The sequence below is a fragment of the Methylotenera sp. 1P/1 genome, assembly GCF_000384355.1.
Taxonomy (GTDB): Bacteria; Pseudomonadota; Gammaproteobacteria; order Burkholderiales; family Methylophilaceae; genus Methylophilus.
The window spans coordinates 2,633,072-2,650,043 of the sequence record NZ_ARWC01000001.1 but is presented as its reverse complement, the minus strand read 5'-3'; the positions used below and the strand labels follow the sequence as shown (position 1 = coordinate 2,650,043).

The following is a 16,972-nucleotide window of genomic DNA, read 5'->3' as shown; positions in this document are numbered from 1 at the left end:
AAGCACTTGACGTTTTAAATGTTTGAGCCGATAGTGCGCATAACAAAGTAGTTAGCATGCAGAAAGAATGCGAAGCATTCGTCAATTAATCGCAACAAAATTATTGTATTTATAACAGCACCATTCGTCATTCATCAGTTATTGAGGAGTAATAATGAGTCATTTGTTAAGCACTTTATCTTGTTGCTGGTTTTGGTTAATTGCAGGCGTCCTCATTGGTTGGTTACTCAACCGTTGGCTATGTCGCTGTTGCTGCAAACCCACCACTCCACCATCAGTAAGCGCCCCTCCTCCTCAAACCAGTGCATTGTTAGATAGCCCACCAGCGGCTAATGCAACCAATGCAGCAGTAACTACAGCTAAGCCTCCTGCAAAAGCAACACCAAAACCGACTAAACCCAAAGCACCCGCAAAAGCTAAACCAGCTGCGCCTAAAGTCAGCTTTGATCTAGCAGCTGCTAAAGCCGCAGGGTTTGCCATCAAAAAAGCAGATGACTTGACCGTGATTGAAGGCATTGGTCCAAAAATCAACGATCTATTCAAAGAAAACGGCGTGCAAACGTTTGCCCAACTTGCCAAACAAACTGTTCCACAAATGCGTGCAATCTTAGATAAAGGCGGCGCACGCTACCGTATGGCCAACCCAGCCACTTGGGCGCAACAGAGCGCATTAGCAGCAGATAACAAGTGGGCAGCACTCAAAACATTGCAGGATGAGCTTTCTGGCGGCATCAAAAAATAAACGGGAGCACAATCATGCATATCAATCAATCGGGCTATGATAGATGGACTTGGATCATTACACTGATCCTATTGCTTACGCTGTCTTGGATGCTGTTGACGGGTCGCGGCCCTAGCCTAGCTTGCTGCACCGATGGCAGTGCAAGCACGACTTCCGAAACAAGTACGGCGATAGACGAACCTTTTCATTTTGAGGTCACCGCCAGCACATTTTCCAATCAAGGCGATGGCTCAAAAGTCAGTTGGTTTGCCGAGGCGGACAGCTTAAAAACATTTTTAGCGGCAGGGGGCGACTGGCAACTTAGCGGAGATGACAAAGTCGTTACGCTGACGGGTTCGGTTGCTTCGGATGCAATCAAACAAGAAAAAACAGCAGAGTTACAAACGTTTTTTGGCCCTGGCGTGACTATTGATAATCAGTTGCAAGCATCAGCCGTGCAAGCAGTTGTGAGTGCTGAGCCCCCTGCTGCTGCCAAATTATTTTTTGAAACAGGTAAGTCTACATTGCCGGCGGAAAGCGCCACGATACTGGAGCCAACGATTGAATGGCTGATTTCACACCCAGATACCAAAGCCGTGATTTCTGGCTATCACGATGCGCGTGGCAGTCGAGAAAGCAATCAAAAATTGGCTAAAGCACGCGCACAAGCGAGCATGGATGCTTTACTTGCAGCAGGCGTTGAATCGACTAGAATTGAGATGCGTAAACCGATTGAAACAGAAGGCACAGGAAACGAGGGGGAAGCAAGACGGGTGGAGATTGCTGTTGAATAACATGCTATATCTGTAAAAAATATAATTAGCTAATTCAATTGCGTGCATCATCGCACCCATAAAAAAGCCAGAGTTTCTCTGGCTTTTTTATTACTGAAACAGTCACCATGACTTAGTTACATAATGCCGTTACATAATCCCCAGATGATCCAGGCCAGAAGAGTTATCGCGTGCATGTGCATCTTTACTTTGCAGTTTAAATTTCAAACGCAAATCATTCACAGAGTCGGCGTTACGTAGTGCATCATCATAAGTAATCAAACCAGCTTCATGTAAATCAAACAAGGCTTGGTCAAAGGTTTGCATGCCCAACTCACGTGAGCGCCCCACAATATCTTTAATACCATGCACATCACCCTTGAATATCAAATCTGAAATTAAAGGTGAGTTCAATAAAATTTCAATTGCAGCAGTACGCCCTATGCCATCACGTTTGGGAATCAAACGCTGAGAAATGACAGATTTCAAATTAAGAGACAAGTCCATCAGCAATTGCTGTCTGCGCTCTTCCGGGAAAAAGTTGATAATCCTATCTAAGGCTTGGTTGGTGCTATTTGCATGCAGCGTGGACATACACAAGTGACCTGTCTCAGCAAACGCAATTGCATAATCCATGGTTTCCCTGTCGCGAATCTCACCAATCAAAATCACATCGGGTGCTTGGCGTAACGTGTTTTTCAAAGCGATGTGCCAATTATCCGTATCTACACCAATTTCGCGCTGCGTAATAATGCAGTTCTTGTGCTCATGCACAAACTCAACCGGGTCTTCAATCGTAATAATATGCCCATAACTGTTTTCGTTACGGTAACCCACCATGGCTGCAAGCGAGGTGGATTTACCAGAGCCAGTGCCGCCAACAAAAATAACCAATCCACGTTTGGTCATCGCAATGTCTTTCAACACATCGGGCAAACCCAAATCTTCAAATTTAGGAATTTTAGTCGTGATGGTTCTGAACACTAACCCCACCGTACCGCGTTGAATAAACGCGTTCACCCGAAAGCGCGCTACACCAGGCAAACCAATCGCAAAGTTACATTCGTTAGATGCGTCAAACTCTGCGGTTTGCTTATCGTTCATGATAGAGCGTGAGATCTCGCGCGTTTGTTGTGGTGAGAGCACTTGCGTACTAACTGGTGTCATCTTGCCATCAATCTTCATCGCAGGCGGAAAGCCACTGGTGATAAACATGTCTGAGGCTTTTTTGGTCATCATCAGCCTCAGTAAATCAAATACAAATTTTTCTGCCTGACCTTGTTCCATTGCTTATCCTAATTAAATGCTTGATGGTTAAATATGATGTACAAAACTAGCCAACAATCGAATCGCGATTGGACGCTTTTCCACGCGCTTCTGCTGCACTAATGATGTTTCTGCGCACCAAGTCCTGTAAGTTCTGATCTAACGTTTGCATCCCAATATTTTGGCCTGTTTGAATGGCTGAATACATTTGTGCCACTTTATTTTCACGAATCAAATTACGAATCGCTGGCGTACCAATCATAATTTCATGTGCCGCCACACGCCCTTGCTCATCCTTGGTTTTACACAAGGTTTGTGAAATCACGGCACGTAAAGATTCAGATAACATGGAGCGCACCATTTCTTTTTCTGCTGCTGGGAACACGTCCACAATCCTATCCACCGTTTTGGCAGCTGAACTGGTATGCAAGGTACCGAATACCAAGTGGCCGGTTTCCGCAGCGCTCAAGGCTAAACGGATGGTTTCCAAGTCACGCATCTCACCCACCAGAATCACATCCGGGTCTTCACGCAATGCAGAACGCAAGGCGTTTTGGAAAGATAAAGTATGCGGGCCTACTTCACGCTGGTTAATCAAACATTTTTTAGAGGTATGCACAAACTCAATCGGGTCTTCCACCGTGAGAATATGCCCCATTTCATTTTCGTTAATATAATCGACCATCGCCGCCAATGTGGTGGACTTACCAGAACCAGTTGGCCCCGTTACCAGCACAATGCCACGTGGTGTATTGGCAATTTCTTTAAAAATCGCCGGCGCATTCAATTGCTCTAGGGTGAGGATTTTGGAAGGAATGGTACGAAATACCGCACCAGAACCACGGTTTTGATTAAACGCATTGACACGGAAACGCGCTAAATTGGGAATTTCAAATGAGAAGTCGCACTCCAGCGTTTCTTCATACACTTTGCGCTGACCGTCGTTCATGATGTCGTATACCATGTCATGCACTTGGGTGTGGTCCATGGCGGGCACATTAATTTTGCGCACATCACCATGCACACGAATCATGGGTGGCAACCCTGCTGATAGATGTAAATCGGACGCTTTATTTTTGACGGCAAACGCGAGTAAATCAGAAATATCCACTATCAGCTCCAGCATTATTTTATAATTAAATTTTATCTTAAGACTTTACACAAAGTTTAATCTTTAAGATGTTTGAATTATGAACACTTTTTACGACAGTTTGCAAGCGATTCATGCAAGAATTGCCCAAGCCAAAGCACAAGTTGGACGTAATGACACAGTACAATTATGTGCGGTCAGTAAGGCGCAATCCGTAGAAAAAATACGCATTGCGTATGAAGCCGGTCAAACCATTTTTGGTGAAAATTATCTACAAGAAGCCATCGATAAACAGGCGCAACTGCAGGACTGCGCTATTGAATGGCATTTTATTGGTCCGATTCAAAGCAATAAAACACAAGCCATCGCCCAACACTTTGCATGGGTGCATTCTGTAGACCGTATTAAAATTGCAGAACGCTTAGCCAATGCGCGCGGCTCACAATTACCGCCATTAAACGTTTGCATTCAAATCAATAGCAGTGAAGAGTCCAGCAAAAGTGGCGCTGGGCTGAGTGATATCGCTGTCTTAGCCGAAGTGATTCGCGGACTGCCAGCACTCCGGCTACGTGGCCTGATGTCGATTCCCGCACCGACAAAAGACATTACGCAGCAACGTGCACAATTTAAACAAGTGCATCAAGCCTACCTTGCATTGCAACAACAAGGGTTCGCGCTAGATACGTTATCCATAGGCATGTCCGATGACTTTGAAGCCGCCATTGCAGAAGGTGCTACCATAGTACGCATTGGCTCTGCTCTGTTTGGCGCAAGGGTTTATCATCAGACAAACACAACAAATTCACTGACAGAGCATCAATAACACAGAGCGTTAACAATACAGAGAAAGTGCAATCGCATGCAAGCAAACACACATTTCAAACTAGGATTTATCGGCGGCGGCAATATGGCCACCGCCATGATTATTGGTTTAAAACATCAACAGTTTGATAGCCAACACATACAAGTCGTCGAGCTAGATGCTGACAAGCGCATACAGCTGACCACATCGTATCAAGTCAACACTACCGATCAATTAAGCGAGATTGCCCAAAACGATGTGATTATTTTGGCCGTGAAGCCGCAACAGTTAAAAGCTCTGGCGCAATCACTGGCGCCGCTGCTCAAACAACAACTGGTGATTTCGATTGCAGCGGGTATTCGCATTGCTGATTTAAGTCGCTGGCTTGGTGACTATACGATGATTGTCCGCGCGATGCCGAATACACCAGCGCAAATTCAAGCCGGAGTGACCGGCGTTTATGCAACACCACAAGTGACGGCATTACAGCAACAGCAGGCCACACGCATTTTAGATGCCGTAGGTGCCACGGTATGGTTGAATCAAGAAGCCGAACTAGATGCCGTCACGGCGATTTCTGGCAGCGGACCAGCCTACGTGTTTTACCTGATTGAAGCCTTGCAAGATGCCGCCATCAAACTCGGCCTAAGCGAAGCACAAGCTAAACTATTGAGTATTGCCACTTTTCAAGGTGCCAGCCAGCTTGCGGCCACCAGCACAACGCCGGTAGAGACCTTACGCGCGCAAGTCACCTCCAAAGGCGGCACTACCGAGCAAGGCTTGCTGAGCTTGGAAACCTCTAAAGTCAAAGACGCGATTTTTCTAGCCGCCCAACAAGCAGAGAAACGCGCTAAAATCATGGGCGATGAATTGGGAAAATCATAAACATGCTCTATACCGCATTTAGCTTTTTAATCAGCACCATACTGAATATCCTCACCTTTGTACTATTGCTACGCTTTTTTATGCAATGGTTAAAAGCGCCGTTTCAAAACCCTTTAGCGCAAATGACCATTGCACTCAGCGATTTCATCGTCAAGCCAGCAAGACGCTGGATTCCCAGCTACAAAAAAATAGACCTCTCTACGCTGGTGTTGGCACTACTTGTGCAAATAATTCTGCAATTCATTTTACTCAGCCTGCGTGGTTTTCCATTTGCCGTGGCAGGGGGCGCCATCTGGCTAAATGTCTTGCTAGTCGCAGGGTTGGCCATTATTCGCATGAGTTTAGATTTATTTTTCTACGCCATACTGATTGAAGCGTTGTTAAGCTGGGTGAACCCAAACACCCCTATCTCTGGCGTATTAAGTGCACTCACCCGCCCCATACTCACCCCGCTGCGTAGATGGATTCCACCCGTGAATGGCATTGACTTCTCGGCACTGGTGGCGATGATCTTGTTGCAAATGGTGAACATTGCCTTCATAAGCTATGCTCAGCAGTCACTAAATGCAGTTTTTTAATGAAAACTGCCCATGTTCATGATTTAATGGCGCTGATAGCCACGTGGTTTCAGACTTTTTAAATGTAGAGACACTCACTGCGCATGACACAAGAAACAACATTACAAGAAAAAATCGCCGCCTATCATCTATGGCGTAATACGTTGGCAGATACGATTATCGGCTACCGCGATTGGTTAGTGAGAAGTGACAGCAGTAACTCGTTGCAAGAGTTGCGCCTCACCGATTTTGCCGACATGCTGAGAAAAGATCGTCTGACCTTGGCACTAGTGGCAGAGTTTTCTCGTGGCAAAACAGAAACTGTGAATGCGCTGTTTTTTGCTGACCATGACCAACGCTTACTGCCTAGCGAAGCTGGCCGCACCACCATGTGTCCGACAGAGTTGTTATGGGATGAAGATGAAGAGCCCTGCATTAAATTACTACCTATCGAAACCCGCTTGTCAGACGACTCCATTACCTATCTTAAAACGCTGCCAAAGCTTTGGAAAAAATTCCGCTTAGAAACTGACTTCCCTGAACAAATGCGCAAAACGCTGCGCCAGCTGATTGATAGAAAAGAAGTCAGCATTGAAGAGGCGATTAAACTTGGCCTATGGAGCCCCAAAGATCCTAACAATGCGCTACAAAACCGCACCCATATTGAAGTGCCGGTATGGCGCCATGCCATTATCAACTACCCACATGAGCTGCTGAAAAACGGCTTAGTGGTGATTGACACACCTGGTCTTAACGCGCTGGGGACAGAACCAGAACTGACCCACAAAGTCATTCCTGGCGCGCATGCGGTATTGTTCCTCACAGCTACCGATACCGGTGTGACGCATTCCGATATGCAAATCTGGAATGAATATATTCGAGACCAAGCCAAATATAAATTGGTGGTGCTGAATAAGATTGATACGTTATGGGATGACCTGAAATCAGACTTCGAGATTGCTAAAGAGATCAACCGCCAAGTGGAGCAAACTGCGCGCGATTTAATGATTCCCAAGAATCAAATCTTTACGATTTCTGCACAAAAAGGCCTGCTGGCCAAAATCAAAAAAGATCCAGTGCTACTCAAGCGTAGCAATATTCAGGTATTGGAAACCGAGCTTTCCAATCAACTCACCAGCTCTAAACAAGAAATTATTGGCAACACGATTGCTACCGAATGCAGCGTGATGGTGAAAGAGTCACGCAAGCTCATGCAGGTAAAGCTCAATCACTCTCGTGTTCGTTTCGATGAATTAAAAGGCTTATTGGGGCAGCACCAAACCGTATTTAATGACTTGGTGGCCAAAGCACAGCAAGACCAACAGCGTTATCAAGCGTCACTACCCGTGTTTAAAGAGGCCGAAGAAAAGATCAACCGCATCGGCAAAAAACTGCTGCGCCACCTTAGCCTGACTTATTTAGACAACTCGATTGCAGAAAGCCGCAAGGAAATGCATGACAGCTGGACGACAGTACGTTTGAATCAAAGCATACGTAAGTTAATAAAGCAAGCCAATGATTTGGCGATTCACGTGACCACTGAAAGCAATAGCATTCGTCGTTTAACACAACATATATACGATCTATTCCGCACGCAGCATGGCTTTGATATTTCCGCGCCACCTGAACTGAACATGACAAGCTTTCTGGAGAAAATGCAGTCTTTAGAAAAAATTACCCATGATTTTTGTGCCGATCCGATTAACGTGCTGACAGAAAAACGCTTTCTCATTCGACGCTTTTTCTTGAGTTTGGGGGCAGAAGCACAAGGCGCTTTCCAAAATGCGCATGATGACACTGAGCGCTGGATCAACAATGTCATTGTCACATTGAAGATTCAGATTGAAACGCACAAAGAAGCGCTAGATCAACGCATCAAAGGCCTAGTAGAGGCAAAATCCAGTTCTGAAGCGCTCAACAAACAGATTGTGCAAGTCAGCGAAGAATATAAACATATCGCCAGTCAATGCAAATTACTGGACGATGCGTTATTACAACTGATGAAAGCCATTTTGCAGGCCTCTAAAATCAAGCAAGAAAAACTGGAAAAAGAAAACCAAATGAAAGCGCTGAACTTTGAAGGTTTACCCTTGATGTAATGTAAAGCGCTATCTCACTAAGGCCGCTGCGCAAGCAGCTGGCCAAGTTAAATCCAAATAATATCGAACTCTTCCCGCGCGCACTGCGTTTCAATCTGCAATGAAACTGGTTTTTGAATAAAGTCTGACAGGTTGGCCAGACTTTGTGACTCCTCATCCATCAGCATATTAATCACTTCGGCAGACGCCAGTATCTTAAATTCTTTGGCGTCAAACTGCTTCGATTCACGCAGTAATTCGCGCATGATTTCATAGCAGATAGTTTGCGCTGTTTTCAACTCACCGCGGCCCTGACACACCTCGCAAGCTTCACACAATAAATGCGCCAAACTCTCACGCGTACGTTTGCGTGTGAGTTCCACCAAGCCCAGCGGCGTAAAGCCATTCACGTTAATGCGCGCTCGATCTGTAGCAATCGCCTTTTTCAGCTCATCCAACACGGTTTCACGCTGACTGTCTTCATCCATGTCGATGAAATCAACAATGATAATGCCGCCCAAATTGCGTAGCCGTAGCTGGCGCGCAATACATTGCGCTGCTTCTAAATTGGTTTTAAAGATGGTGTCTGAAAGGTTTTTGCCACTGACAAAGCTACCCGTATTCACATCCACAGTGGTGAGGGCTTCCGTTTGATCAAAAATCAAATAACCACCAGATTTCAATTCCACTTTGCGTGCCAGTGCTTTTTCGATTTCTTTTTCGATATCATAAAAATCAAACAGCGCACGCTCGCCTTTGTAATGAAACAAAGGCTTTAATGCTCTGGCCACATACAACTCGGCAAACTCTTTTAGGCGCTCATACATCTCACGTGAATCCACGCGAATAGTAGAAGTTTCCGCACATACCACATCACGCAAAATACGTTTAGGCAGGCTTAGGTCATAAAAAATTAAAGAGCGTTCGCTGGCCTGCTTACTTTCCACCTGAATTTTTTGCCAAACTTTGTGCAAATACTCAATGTCAGCCAGCAACTCTTCATCTGTTGCGGTTTCTGACATGGTGCGAATGATATAGCCGCCCGCCCGCTGTTCTGGTAATAGTCCGAGCAAACGATTGCGCAAAAATTCACGTTCTTCTTCAATCTCAATACGTTGTGAGACGCCAATATGATTTTGGTATGGCAGAAACACCAAAAAGCGGCCGGCAATACTGATTTCGGTGGTCAATCGCGCGCCCTTGGTACCGATAGGCTCTTTAATGACTTGCACAATCACGGACTGACCTTCGTGCAATACCTCTTGAATCGGCTTTTCAATTTTTATGTCGCCATCTTCAATATGGCATTCCATGATGTCCGCTACATGAAGGAAAGCTGCGCGCTGTAAGCCGATCTCGATAAATGCAGATTGCATGCCGGGCAGCACACGCACCACTGTGCCACGATAGATATTGCCGACGATCCCCAACGAAGAGCTACGCTCGATATGCAACTCTTGCACGATGCCTTGTTCGAGAATCGCCACACGCGTTTCTTGCGGTGTAACATTAATTAAGATTTCTTGCGCCACTATGATCTTTCAATTATTAAGTATTCATTCATTTGGTGAAGCAGTTGCGCTGTTTCGTATAGGGGTAGCCCCATCACACCCGAATAACTGCCATCAATGCGTTGAATCCAAGCGCCTGCCAGCCCTTGAATGCCATAACTACCGGCTTTATCTCGGTGCTCCCCTGCTTGGATATAAGCCTCTAGCATGGCGTCGGTCAGCGGCATCATCTCAACCTGTGTTGTATTGAGCAGCCTTAGTGTGCGATTGTAACCACAAACGGCAATCGCTGTATGCACTTGGTGCGTTGTCCCGGAGAGTTTTTTTAACATACGCATAGCATCCGCATCGTTTCCGGGTTTACCCAGAATCTCACCTGCCAGCGCCACAGTCGTATCTGCGGCCAAGATAAACAATTGGTTTGACTGATCAACACTGGCTCGGATCGCTTCTGCTTTCTCGACAGCAAGCCTTAATACATAATCCGCTGCTGCTTCATTTAGCCTGACCGATTCATCAATATCTGCCGGCATGACGGTACAAGTGACATCAATCTGTTTTAATAATTCAATACGCCTAGGGCTGCGTGAAGCGAGGATAATATGCATAAATAAAATACTAGTGTCTGTGTGATAGATTGACTATGATGGGCACGTCAATGTGATTGACACATTGTAAACCAGTGAAGTGATGTCTATGGATGATTATAGTTATTTAGTGAAAATCACCATCGCCTTATTTGCGATTGTGAACCCGATTGGCAGCCTGCCAATTTTTATCAGCGCTACCGAAGGCTGGCAAAAAACCGACCGTGCGCGTACAGCGCGTACCGTGGCACTTTCAGTATTCATTGTATTAAGCCTCTCAGCATTTATTGGCGATGGCATTCTGGATTTCTTCGGCATCAGCATCCCCTCGTTTCAGGTAGGCGGCGGTATTCTCATTTTACTCATTTCCATTTCGATGATGCATGGCAAGCAAGGCGGTACGCGACAAACGCCGGAAGAAGCACAAAGCTTGGCCGAACGTGATGTCATTGCCATCGTGCCGCTCAGCATTCCATTATTGGCTGGCCCCGGGGCTATCTCCCATATGATTTTAAGTGCGCAGCAACACCCTAGCTTTACCGGGCATCTCGCATTAGTGATTCCTGTCGCCGTGATTGCTGGCGTCATCTGGCTAGTCTTGCAGTTGGCAGACGCCATCACACAGCGGCTGGGTACCATTGGCATTAATATCATCACACGTCTGATGGGGCTGATTTTGGCTGCAATGGCGGTAGAGTTTATTGCGCACGGATTGATTGGCTTATTTCCGCAATTAGCCAGTTAACGGTAAAATACCAATATTATTTTCAAAGACGTACTGCGTGAACAAACCTATCAAATCTGCCCAATGGAAACCCAATGTCACGGTGGCAGCCATCATCGAGCAAGACGGGAAATTCTTACTCGTCGAAGAAACCACTGACAGAGGCAATCGTTTCAACCAGCCTGCGGGGCACTTGGAAGAACATGAAACAATTATTGATGCCGCGATTCGCGAGACGCTTGAAGAAACTGCGTATGACTTCACGCCCGAATACTTAGTGGGTATTTACCATTGGCAACACCCGCTGAATGGGATTACTTATTTGCGCTTCGCCTTTGCTGGTAAGTTGGGTGCACATTACCCTGAGCGCACGTTGGATGACGGTATCATCGGCACAGTTTGGAAAAGCCAAGATGAAATTGCAAAAGACACTGCACTGATGCGTAGCCCGCAAGTGTTGCTGTGTGTAGAAGATTATTTAGCAGGCAAACGTTATCCGTTAGCCTTACTCACCCATTTAGGTCAAGCATTATGAAAACTCCGCATGTCATTGTTGGTTTATCCGGCGGTGTAGATTCCTCCGTCACCGCCATGCTGCTCAAACAACAAGGCTATCAAGTCACCGGTTTATTCATGAAAAACTGGGAAGACGATGACAATGATGAGTACTGCTCATCCAAGCAAGATTTGATTGATGCTGTGTCTGTCGCGGATAGGCTTGGCATTGAGATTGAAGCCGTCAACTTTAGCAAAGAGTACAAAGACCGCGTGTTCGCCAATTTTCTAGAAGAGTATCAGGCTGGCAGAACGCCGAACCCGGATATTCTGTGTAACGCAGAAATCAAGTTCAAAGCGTTTTTAGACCATGCCATGGGCATGGGGGCAGATTTAATCGCCACTGGTCACTATGCCAAAGTGCGTGAAAATCCATTACAAGCTGGTCAGTACCAATTGCTCAAAGCAGATGATGGCAGCAAAGATCAAAGCTATTTTCTACACCGCTTGAATCAGGCGCAACTGTCAAAAACGTTATTCCCGCTGGGTAGCTATCTTAAGCGCGAAGTACGAGAGATGGCACGCGAAGCAGGCTTAGCCAACGCAGAAAAGAAAGACTCCACTGGCATTTGTTTTATTGGTGAGCGCCCTTTCCAAGAGTTTTTGCAACGCTATTTGCCGCGCCAACCGGGCGATATGAAAACACCGGGAGGCAAGCTGGTCGGCCAACATGAAGGCTTGATGTATTACACGCTGGGGCAACGTCAAGGGCTAAAAATCGGTGGTAGCCGTGAAAGCAATGGCGAGCCTTGGTTTGTAGCGGCTAAAGACATGGCCAAAAACGAGCTGATTGTGGTGCAAGGTCACGACCATCCGTTATTGCAAAGTGACGGCCTCAAAGCTGGGCAGTTACATTGGATTAGCGGTGAAGAACCCAAGACCAACTGGGTGTACGCAGCAAAAACACGCTACCGCCAGCCCGATGCCCCCTGTGAAATAGATGCTGTAGATACCCAAGAGGTGGATATCCGTTTTGGTCAAAAGCAATGGGCGGTTACACCCGGCCAGTCCGCTGTGGTGTATGAGAGCAATGTATGTTTGGGCGGCGGCATCATTACTGGGGCGCTATAAGTTAGGCCAATAGGCTAAACCAATCATTGATATCACCAAAAAGGGTGGCTAAGCCACCCTTTTGACATTGCAAATGCTAAGACCTAAGACTACTAATCCCAGCTTAACGCGCCACCGGTTTGATATTCGGTCACACGTGTTTCAAAAAAGTTTTTCTCTTTTTTCAGGTCAATCATTTCACTCATCCATGGAAATGGATTGGTAGCGCCTGGGTACAACGCATCCAGACCAATCTGCTGACAACGACGGTTGGCAATAAAACGCAGATATTCTTTGAACATAGTAGCATTTAAACCCAAGACACCACGCGGCATGGTCGCTTCCGCATATTGATATTCCAGCTCTACGCCATGTTGAATCAAACTACGAATTTCATCACGGAATTCGGCGGTCCACAAATGTGGATTTTCCAGCTTAATGGTATTGATGACATCGATACCAAAATTGCAGTGCATGGATTCATCGCGCAAAATGTATTGATACTGCTCGGCCGCGCCCTGCATTTTATTCTGGCGACCTAACGCTAGAATCTGCACAAAGCCTACATAAAAGAACAAGCCTTCCATGATGCAGGCAAACACAATCAGTGAGCGCAGTAGTTGTTGGTCGGCTTCTGGCGTACCGGTTTTAAACGCTGGGTCCGTCAGTGTATTGATGAACGGAATCAGGAAATCATCTTTGGCCTTAATGCTCGCCACTTCTTGGTAAGCATTAAACACTTCTGACTCATCCAGCCCCAAGCTTTCCACAATATACTGGTAAGCATGCGTGTGGATGGCCTCTTCAAATCCTTGACGCAGCAAATATTGGCGGCATTCTGGCGCAGTAATATGACGGTATGTACCCAACACAATATTGTTGGCCGCCAGTGAGTCTGCTGTCGTAAAAAACCCTAAATTACGTTTAACGATTAAGCGCTCATCTTCAGTCAGCGCGGTGCTGTCTTTCCATTGTGCAATGTCGCGGCTCATGCTGACCTCTTGCGGCATCCAATGGTTAGCGCAACCCGCCAAGTATTTATCCCAAGCCCAGTGGTATTTAAACGGCACCAATTGATTCACATCGGTTTGACCGTTAATCATACGTTTGTCATTAGCATTCACACGGCCTGTGAATGCAGGTTGATTGGCTGCCAAGCTGGGTGCTGGCGGCGCTGGTTTACGCTCTACCACAGTCAAGTTGGGTGTTGCTGCTTCTTGTACAATATCTTCATCAAATGAAAGCATGTTTTTTCCTATTCTTAATTTAACTTTGCTAGAAAATTAAAAGTGCTAAGCGAGACTAGGCGTGAGAGAAAATTATGAGCGCGGCATACATTCAGTATGTAAGCGAAAAAATTTTGATCACAACGCCGTATCGCGACGAAGTTTTATTTTTCTATTGGCATGATTCGCATTCTGGATTGTCAATACTGCACATTTTAGGCGCCAGCTCTGGTTCACTCATCGCACCTGCAGATACCGCATTGAGTTCGCCACCGGTACCGGTCGATTTCTCTGCAGCCGTTGCCCCCATTGAGCGCAAGTAGTAAGTGGTTTTTAAGCCACGCAACCACGCTAACATGTAAATATCATTTAATTTTTTGCCTGATGGCACAGCAAAGTACAGGTTCAGCGATTGTGCTTGGTCTATCCATTTTTGGCGGCGCGCGGCAGCTTCTACTAACCAGCTCGGGTCTACATCAAACGCTGTGGCATACAGTGCTTTTAAATCTGCAGGTACACGTTCGATTTTAGCCAAGGAGCCATCGTAATATTTCAAGTCCGACACCATGACTTCATCCCATAAACCGCGGGCCTTGAGGTCATTCACCAATTGCTCATTCACAATCGTGAACTCGCCAGACAAGTTGGATTTTACGTACAAGTTTTGATATTCCGGCTCAATGCTGGCAGACACGCCAACAATGTTAGAAATCGTCGCTGTCGGTGCAATGGCCACGCAATTGGAGTTACGCATACCGACTGCAGCAATACGGCTACGTAATGCAGCCCAATCTAATGTGATTGAACGGTCGACTTCTACATGGCCACCACGTTCTGTCGTCAGTAAATCAAGCGTGTCGAATGGCAAAATACCTTGATCCCACAAGCTGCCTTTAAAGCTGGAGTATGCGCCACGCTCTTCTGCCAACTCGGTCGATGCCCAATAGGCGTGATAACACACGGCTTCCATGGTGCGATCCGCAAACTCTACTGCCGCTTGTGATGCATAAGGAATACGCATGGCATGCAGTGCATTTTGGAAACCCATAATGCCCATGCCCACCGGGCGATGACGATAGTTAGAATTGCGCGCTTTGCCTACGGCGTAGAAGTTAATATCCACCACGTTGTCTAACATGCGCATCGCTACTTTAGTGGTCGCAGCCAATTTGGCTTGGTCAATAATCAGCGCATCACCCTCTTGCGTGAGATGTTGCAATAGATTGACCGAACCCAAGTTACACACGGCAATTTCCGTATCCGATGTGTTAAGTGTGATTTCGGTACAAAGATTGGAGCTATGCACTACGCCCACGTGTTGCTGTGGTGAGCGAATATTGCATGGGTCTTTAAATGTGATCCAAGGATGGCCTGTTTCAAACAACATCGACAGCATCTTGCGCCACATTTGCAAGGCCGGCACGCGCTTGAATAATTTGATTTCACCGTTATCGGCTTTACGCTCATATTCGGTGTAAGCCGCAGCAAACTTTTTGCCGTATAGATCATGCAAATCAGGCACATCAGAAGGTGAGAACAATGTCCATTCGCCATTTTCAGTCACGCGTTGCATGAACAAATCCGGAATCCAATGCGCGGTATTCATGTCGTGCGTACGACGACGGTCATCCCCAGTGTTTTTGCGTAAATCTAGAAACTCTTCAATGTCCAGATGCCAAGTTTCCAAGTAACCGCACACTGCACCCTTGCGCTTGCCGCCTTGATTGACAGCGACTGCGGTATCGTTCACGACTTTTAAGAATGGAATCACACCTTGGCTCTTGCCATTGGTGCCCTTAATGCGCGCACCTAGTGCACGTACTGGCGTCCAATCGTTACCCAAACCACCCGCATATTTTTGTAGCAAGGCGTTTTCTTTAATGCCTTGGTAGATGCCTTCTAAGTCATCGCTCACCGTCGTCAAATAGCAGGAAGATAATTGTGAGTGCAATGTACCGCTGTTAAATAGCGTAGGTGTCGAGCTCATAAAGTCAAAACTGGAGAGCAAGTGGTAAAACTCAATCGCGCGTTCTTCGCGATCAATTTCATTAATGGCCAAGCCCATGGCCACACGCATAAAGAAAATCTGTGGCAATTCAATACGGCGCTCTTCAACATGTAAGAAATAGCGGTCGTACAAGGTTTGCAAACCTAAGTAACCAAATTGAAAATCACGGTCATGTGTTAATTCTGCACCTAGTTTTTCCAGATCAAACTGGCCTAAACGCGGGTCTAGTAAATCGGCTTCAATACCAATCTTGATATAGCGTGGAAAATAAGCAGCGTAAGCAGTGGCCATTTCGGTATGCGATACCGCACCACCTAGCACTTCCGCACGCACCAAATCCAACTGCAGGCGCGCGGTCACATAGTTATAGGCAGGCTCAGTTTCAATCAGGCTACGTGCAGAAAGAATCAGCGCTTTACGCACCTCGTTAAACCCAATGCCATCGTATAAATCGCGTACGGCTTGCTCAACCACCACGCTCGGTTTCACTGTGCTGCCCAAACCCACACACGCCTCTTCCACCATGTTATTTAGCATGGTCATATTGAGCGGTTTAAGCTTGCCGTCGATATTGATATTGATGTGATGCGCTTGTTGCTCTGGGGCATTGGCTTTCTCGGCAGCACGTTCGGCATTGCGCTTTTCGCGATACAGCACATAAGCGCGTGCGACATCGTGGTTACCATTGCGCATCAAGGCCAGCTCTACTTGGTCTTGAATATCTTCGATATGCACTGCCCCACCTGCTGGCATACGGCGCAACAATGCGGTATTTACCAATTGGCTGAGTGTAGCCACTTGATCACGCACACGTTGCGAAGCCACACTTTGATTGCCCTCTACCGCTAAAAACGCTTTGGTAATGGCAATGGCAATTTTGTCGAGTTGGTAGGCCACCACTGCGCCATTACGGCGGATGACTTGTAAAGTCGGATGTTGGCCAGATTGTGATGTTTCTACTGTTGATGTTCTTACATCATCCATGGATAGCTCCCTTAAAAAAGGGGCAGGTATGCCTTTGATGTGCTCACATTTTGTTTAAACAGTAAGCTTCAAAAAAGACCAGCTGGCAGAGTGTTTGTGCAAAGTGCAACACTCTATCTGCCGAGGACACCCCGCCTCAAACGTTATCAAAAATA

15 protein-coding genes are annotated in these 16,972 nt (G+C 46.4%); 9 read left to right on the top strand and 6 right to left on the bottom strand.

Going from position 1 to position 16,972, the window contains the following annotated elements:
- The first annotated feature begins 154 nt into the window (after positions 1-154).
- Together A3Q3_RS0112870 and A3Q3_RS0112865 are read left to right on the top strand one after the other, a co-directional pair.
- Positions 155-742, top strand: coding sequence for a hypothetical protein (locus tag A3Q3_RS0112870; protein WP_020184006.1), 588 nt, complete (start codon positions 155-157; stop codon positions 740-742).
- 14 nt (positions 743-756) lie between these two features.
- Positions 757-1,515 carry an OmpA family protein gene (locus A3Q3_RS0112865; RefSeq protein ID WP_033424969.1) on the top strand — a complete coding sequence of 253 codons (759 nt, stop codon included), beginning with the start codon at positions 757-759 and terminating at the stop codon, positions 1,513-1,515.
- A 129-nt stretch (positions 1,516-1,644) separates the two neighbouring features.
- Here the strand turns inward: A3Q3_RS0112865 and A3Q3_RS0112860 are convergent, their stop codons facing one another.
- Together A3Q3_RS0112860 and A3Q3_RS0112855 are read right to left on the bottom strand one after the other, a co-directional pair.
- On the bottom strand, positions 1,645-2,781 hold the full coding sequence (locus A3Q3_RS0112860; protein WP_020184005.1) for a PilT/PilU family type 4a pilus ATPase: 1,137 nt from the start codon (positions 2,779-2,781) through the stop codon (positions 1,645-1,647).
- A 46-nt stretch (positions 2,782-2,827) separates the two neighbouring features.
- The gene (locus tag A3Q3_RS0112855) at positions 2,828-3,871 is read right to left on the bottom strand and encodes a type IV pilus twitching motility protein PilT (RefSeq protein ID WP_025223890.1); all 1,044 of its coding nucleotides are present in this window, start codon (positions 3,869-3,871) and stop codon (positions 2,828-2,830) included.
- A 79-nt stretch (positions 3,872-3,950) separates the two neighbouring features.
- Between A3Q3_RS0112855 and A3Q3_RS0112850 the strand changes: the two genes are divergently transcribed.
- From A3Q3_RS0112850 to A3Q3_RS0112835, 4 genes are all read left to right on the top strand, one after another.
- The gene (locus tag A3Q3_RS0112850; protein WP_020184003.1) at positions 3,951-4,673 is read left to right on the top strand and encodes a YggS family pyridoxal phosphate-dependent enzyme; all 723 of its coding nucleotides are present in this window, start codon (positions 3,951-3,953) and stop codon (positions 4,671-4,673) included.
- A gap of 36 nt (positions 4,674-4,709) precedes the next feature.
- Complete coding sequence (proC, locus tag A3Q3_RS0112845) at positions 4,710-5,537, top strand: pyrroline-5-carboxylate reductase (RefSeq protein ID WP_020184002.1); 828 nt, start codon at positions 4,710-4,712, stop codon at positions 5,535-5,537.
- Positions 5,538-5,539: 2 nt separating this feature from the next.
- Positions 5,540-6,115, top strand: a complete 576-nt coding sequence (locus A3Q3_RS0112840; protein WP_020184001.1) for a YggT family protein — start codon at positions 5,540-5,542, stop codon at positions 6,113-6,115.
- 83 nt (positions 6,116-6,198) lie between these two features.
- Positions 6,199-8,193: a dynamin family protein gene (locus tag A3Q3_RS0112835; RefSeq protein WP_020184000.1), complete on the top strand. Its 1,995-nt coding sequence runs from the start codon at positions 6,199-6,201 to the stop codon at positions 8,191-8,193.
- Between the two features lie 47 nt (positions 8,194-8,240).
- Here A3Q3_RS0112835 and rng read toward each other — a convergent pair whose 3' ends face one another.
- Both rng and A3Q3_RS0112825 read right to left on the bottom strand, forming a co-directional pair.
- Complete coding sequence (gene rng / locus A3Q3_RS0112830) at positions 8,241-9,704, bottom strand: ribonuclease G (RefSeq protein ID WP_020183999.1); 1,464 nt, start codon at positions 9,702-9,704, stop codon at positions 8,241-8,243.
- A complete protein-coding gene (locus tag A3Q3_RS0112825) occupies positions 9,704-10,291 on the bottom strand; it encodes a nucleoside triphosphate pyrophosphatase (protein ID WP_033424968.1) in 588 nt (195 codons plus the stop codon). Before A3Q3_RS0112825 ends, rng begins: the two co-directional genes overlap by 1 nt.
- An 88-nt stretch (positions 10,292-10,379) precedes the next feature.
- On the opposite strand from A3Q3_RS0112825, the gene A3Q3_RS0112820 reads away from it, so the two are divergent.
- From A3Q3_RS0112820 to mnmA, 3 genes are all read left to right on the top strand, one after another.
- A complete protein-coding gene (locus tag A3Q3_RS0112820) occupies positions 10,380-11,015 on the top strand; it encodes a YchE family NAAT transporter (RefSeq protein ID WP_020183997.1) in 636 nt (211 codons plus the stop codon).
- Positions 11,016-11,097: 82 nt separating this feature from the next.
- Positions 11,098-11,529 (top strand): NUDIX hydrolase, encoded by a 432-nt coding sequence (locus A3Q3_RS0112815; RefSeq protein ID WP_033425165.1) that lies wholly within the window; start codon positions 11,098-11,100, stop codon positions 11,527-11,529.
- Positions 11,526-12,620, top strand: coding sequence for a tRNA 2-thiouridine(34) synthase MnmA (gene mnmA / locus A3Q3_RS0112810; RefSeq protein WP_020183995.1), 1,095 nt, complete (start codon positions 11,526-11,528; stop codon positions 12,618-12,620). Before A3Q3_RS0112815 ends, mnmA begins: the two co-directional genes overlap by 4 nt.
- A 92-nt stretch (positions 12,621-12,712) precedes the next feature.
- Here the strand turns inward: mnmA and A3Q3_RS0112805 are convergent, their stop codons facing one another.
- Together A3Q3_RS0112805 and A3Q3_RS0112800 are read right to left on the bottom strand one after the other, a co-directional pair.
- Positions 12,713-13,846 carry a ribonucleotide-diphosphate reductase subunit beta gene (locus A3Q3_RS0112805; RefSeq protein WP_020183994.1) on the bottom strand — a complete coding sequence of 378 codons (1,134 nt, stop codon included), beginning with the start codon at positions 13,844-13,846 and terminating at the stop codon, positions 12,713-12,715.
- Between the two features lie 151 nt (positions 13,847-13,997).
- Positions 13,998-16,817 carry a ribonucleoside-diphosphate reductase subunit alpha gene (locus tag A3Q3_RS0112800; RefSeq protein ID WP_020183993.1) on the bottom strand — a complete coding sequence of 940 codons (2,820 nt, stop codon included), beginning with the start codon at positions 16,815-16,817 and terminating at the stop codon, positions 13,998-14,000.
- Positions 16,818-16,972: the final 155 nt, after the last annotated feature.

What these genes read in the sequence shown, in the direction of transcription:
- mnmA (WP_020183995.1), top strand. Translation starts at nt 11,526, where the DNA reads ATGAAAACTCCGCATGTCATTGTTGGTTTATCCGGCGGTGTAGATTCC.
- A3Q3_RS0112870 (WP_020184006.1), top strand. Translation starts at nt 155, where the DNA reads ATGAGTCATTTGTTAAGCACTTTATCTTGTTGCTGGTTTTGGTTAATT.
- A3Q3_RS0112865 (WP_033424969.1), top strand. Translation starts at nt 757, where the DNA reads ATGCATATCAATCAATCGGGCTATGATAGATGGACTTGGATCATTACA.
- A3Q3_RS0112825 (WP_033424968.1), bottom strand. Translation starts at nt 10,291, where the DNA reads ATGCATATTATCCTCGCTTCACGCAGCCCTAGGCGTATTGAATTATTA.
- A3Q3_RS0112820 (WP_020183997.1), top strand. Translation starts at nt 10,380, where the DNA reads ATGGATGATTATAGTTATTTAGTGAAAATCACCATCGCCTTATTTGCG.
- proC (WP_020184002.1), top strand. Translation starts at nt 4,710, where the DNA reads ATGCAAGCAAACACACATTTCAAACTAGGATTTATCGGCGGCGGCAAT.
- A3Q3_RS0112805 (WP_020183994.1), bottom strand. Translation starts at nt 13,846, where the DNA reads ATGCTTTCATTTGATGAAGATATTGTACAAGAAGCAGCAACACCCAAC.
- A3Q3_RS0112800 (WP_020183993.1), bottom strand. Translation starts at nt 16,817, where the DNA reads ATGGATGATGTAAGAACATCAACAGTAGAAACATCACAATCTGGCCAA.
- A3Q3_RS0112850 (WP_020184003.1), top strand. Translation starts at nt 3,951, where the DNA reads ATGAACACTTTTTACGACAGTTTGCAAGCGATTCATGCAAGAATTGCC.
- A3Q3_RS0112835 (WP_020184000.1), top strand. Translation starts at nt 6,199, where the DNA reads ATGACACAAGAAACAACATTACAAGAAAAAATCGCCGCCTATCATCTA.
- A3Q3_RS0112860 (WP_020184005.1), bottom strand. Translation starts at nt 2,781, where the DNA reads ATGGAACAAGGTCAGGCAGAAAAATTTGTATTTGATTTACTGAGGCTG.
- A3Q3_RS0112840 (WP_020184001.1), top strand. Translation starts at nt 5,540, where the DNA reads ATGCTCTATACCGCATTTAGCTTTTTAATCAGCACCATACTGAATATC.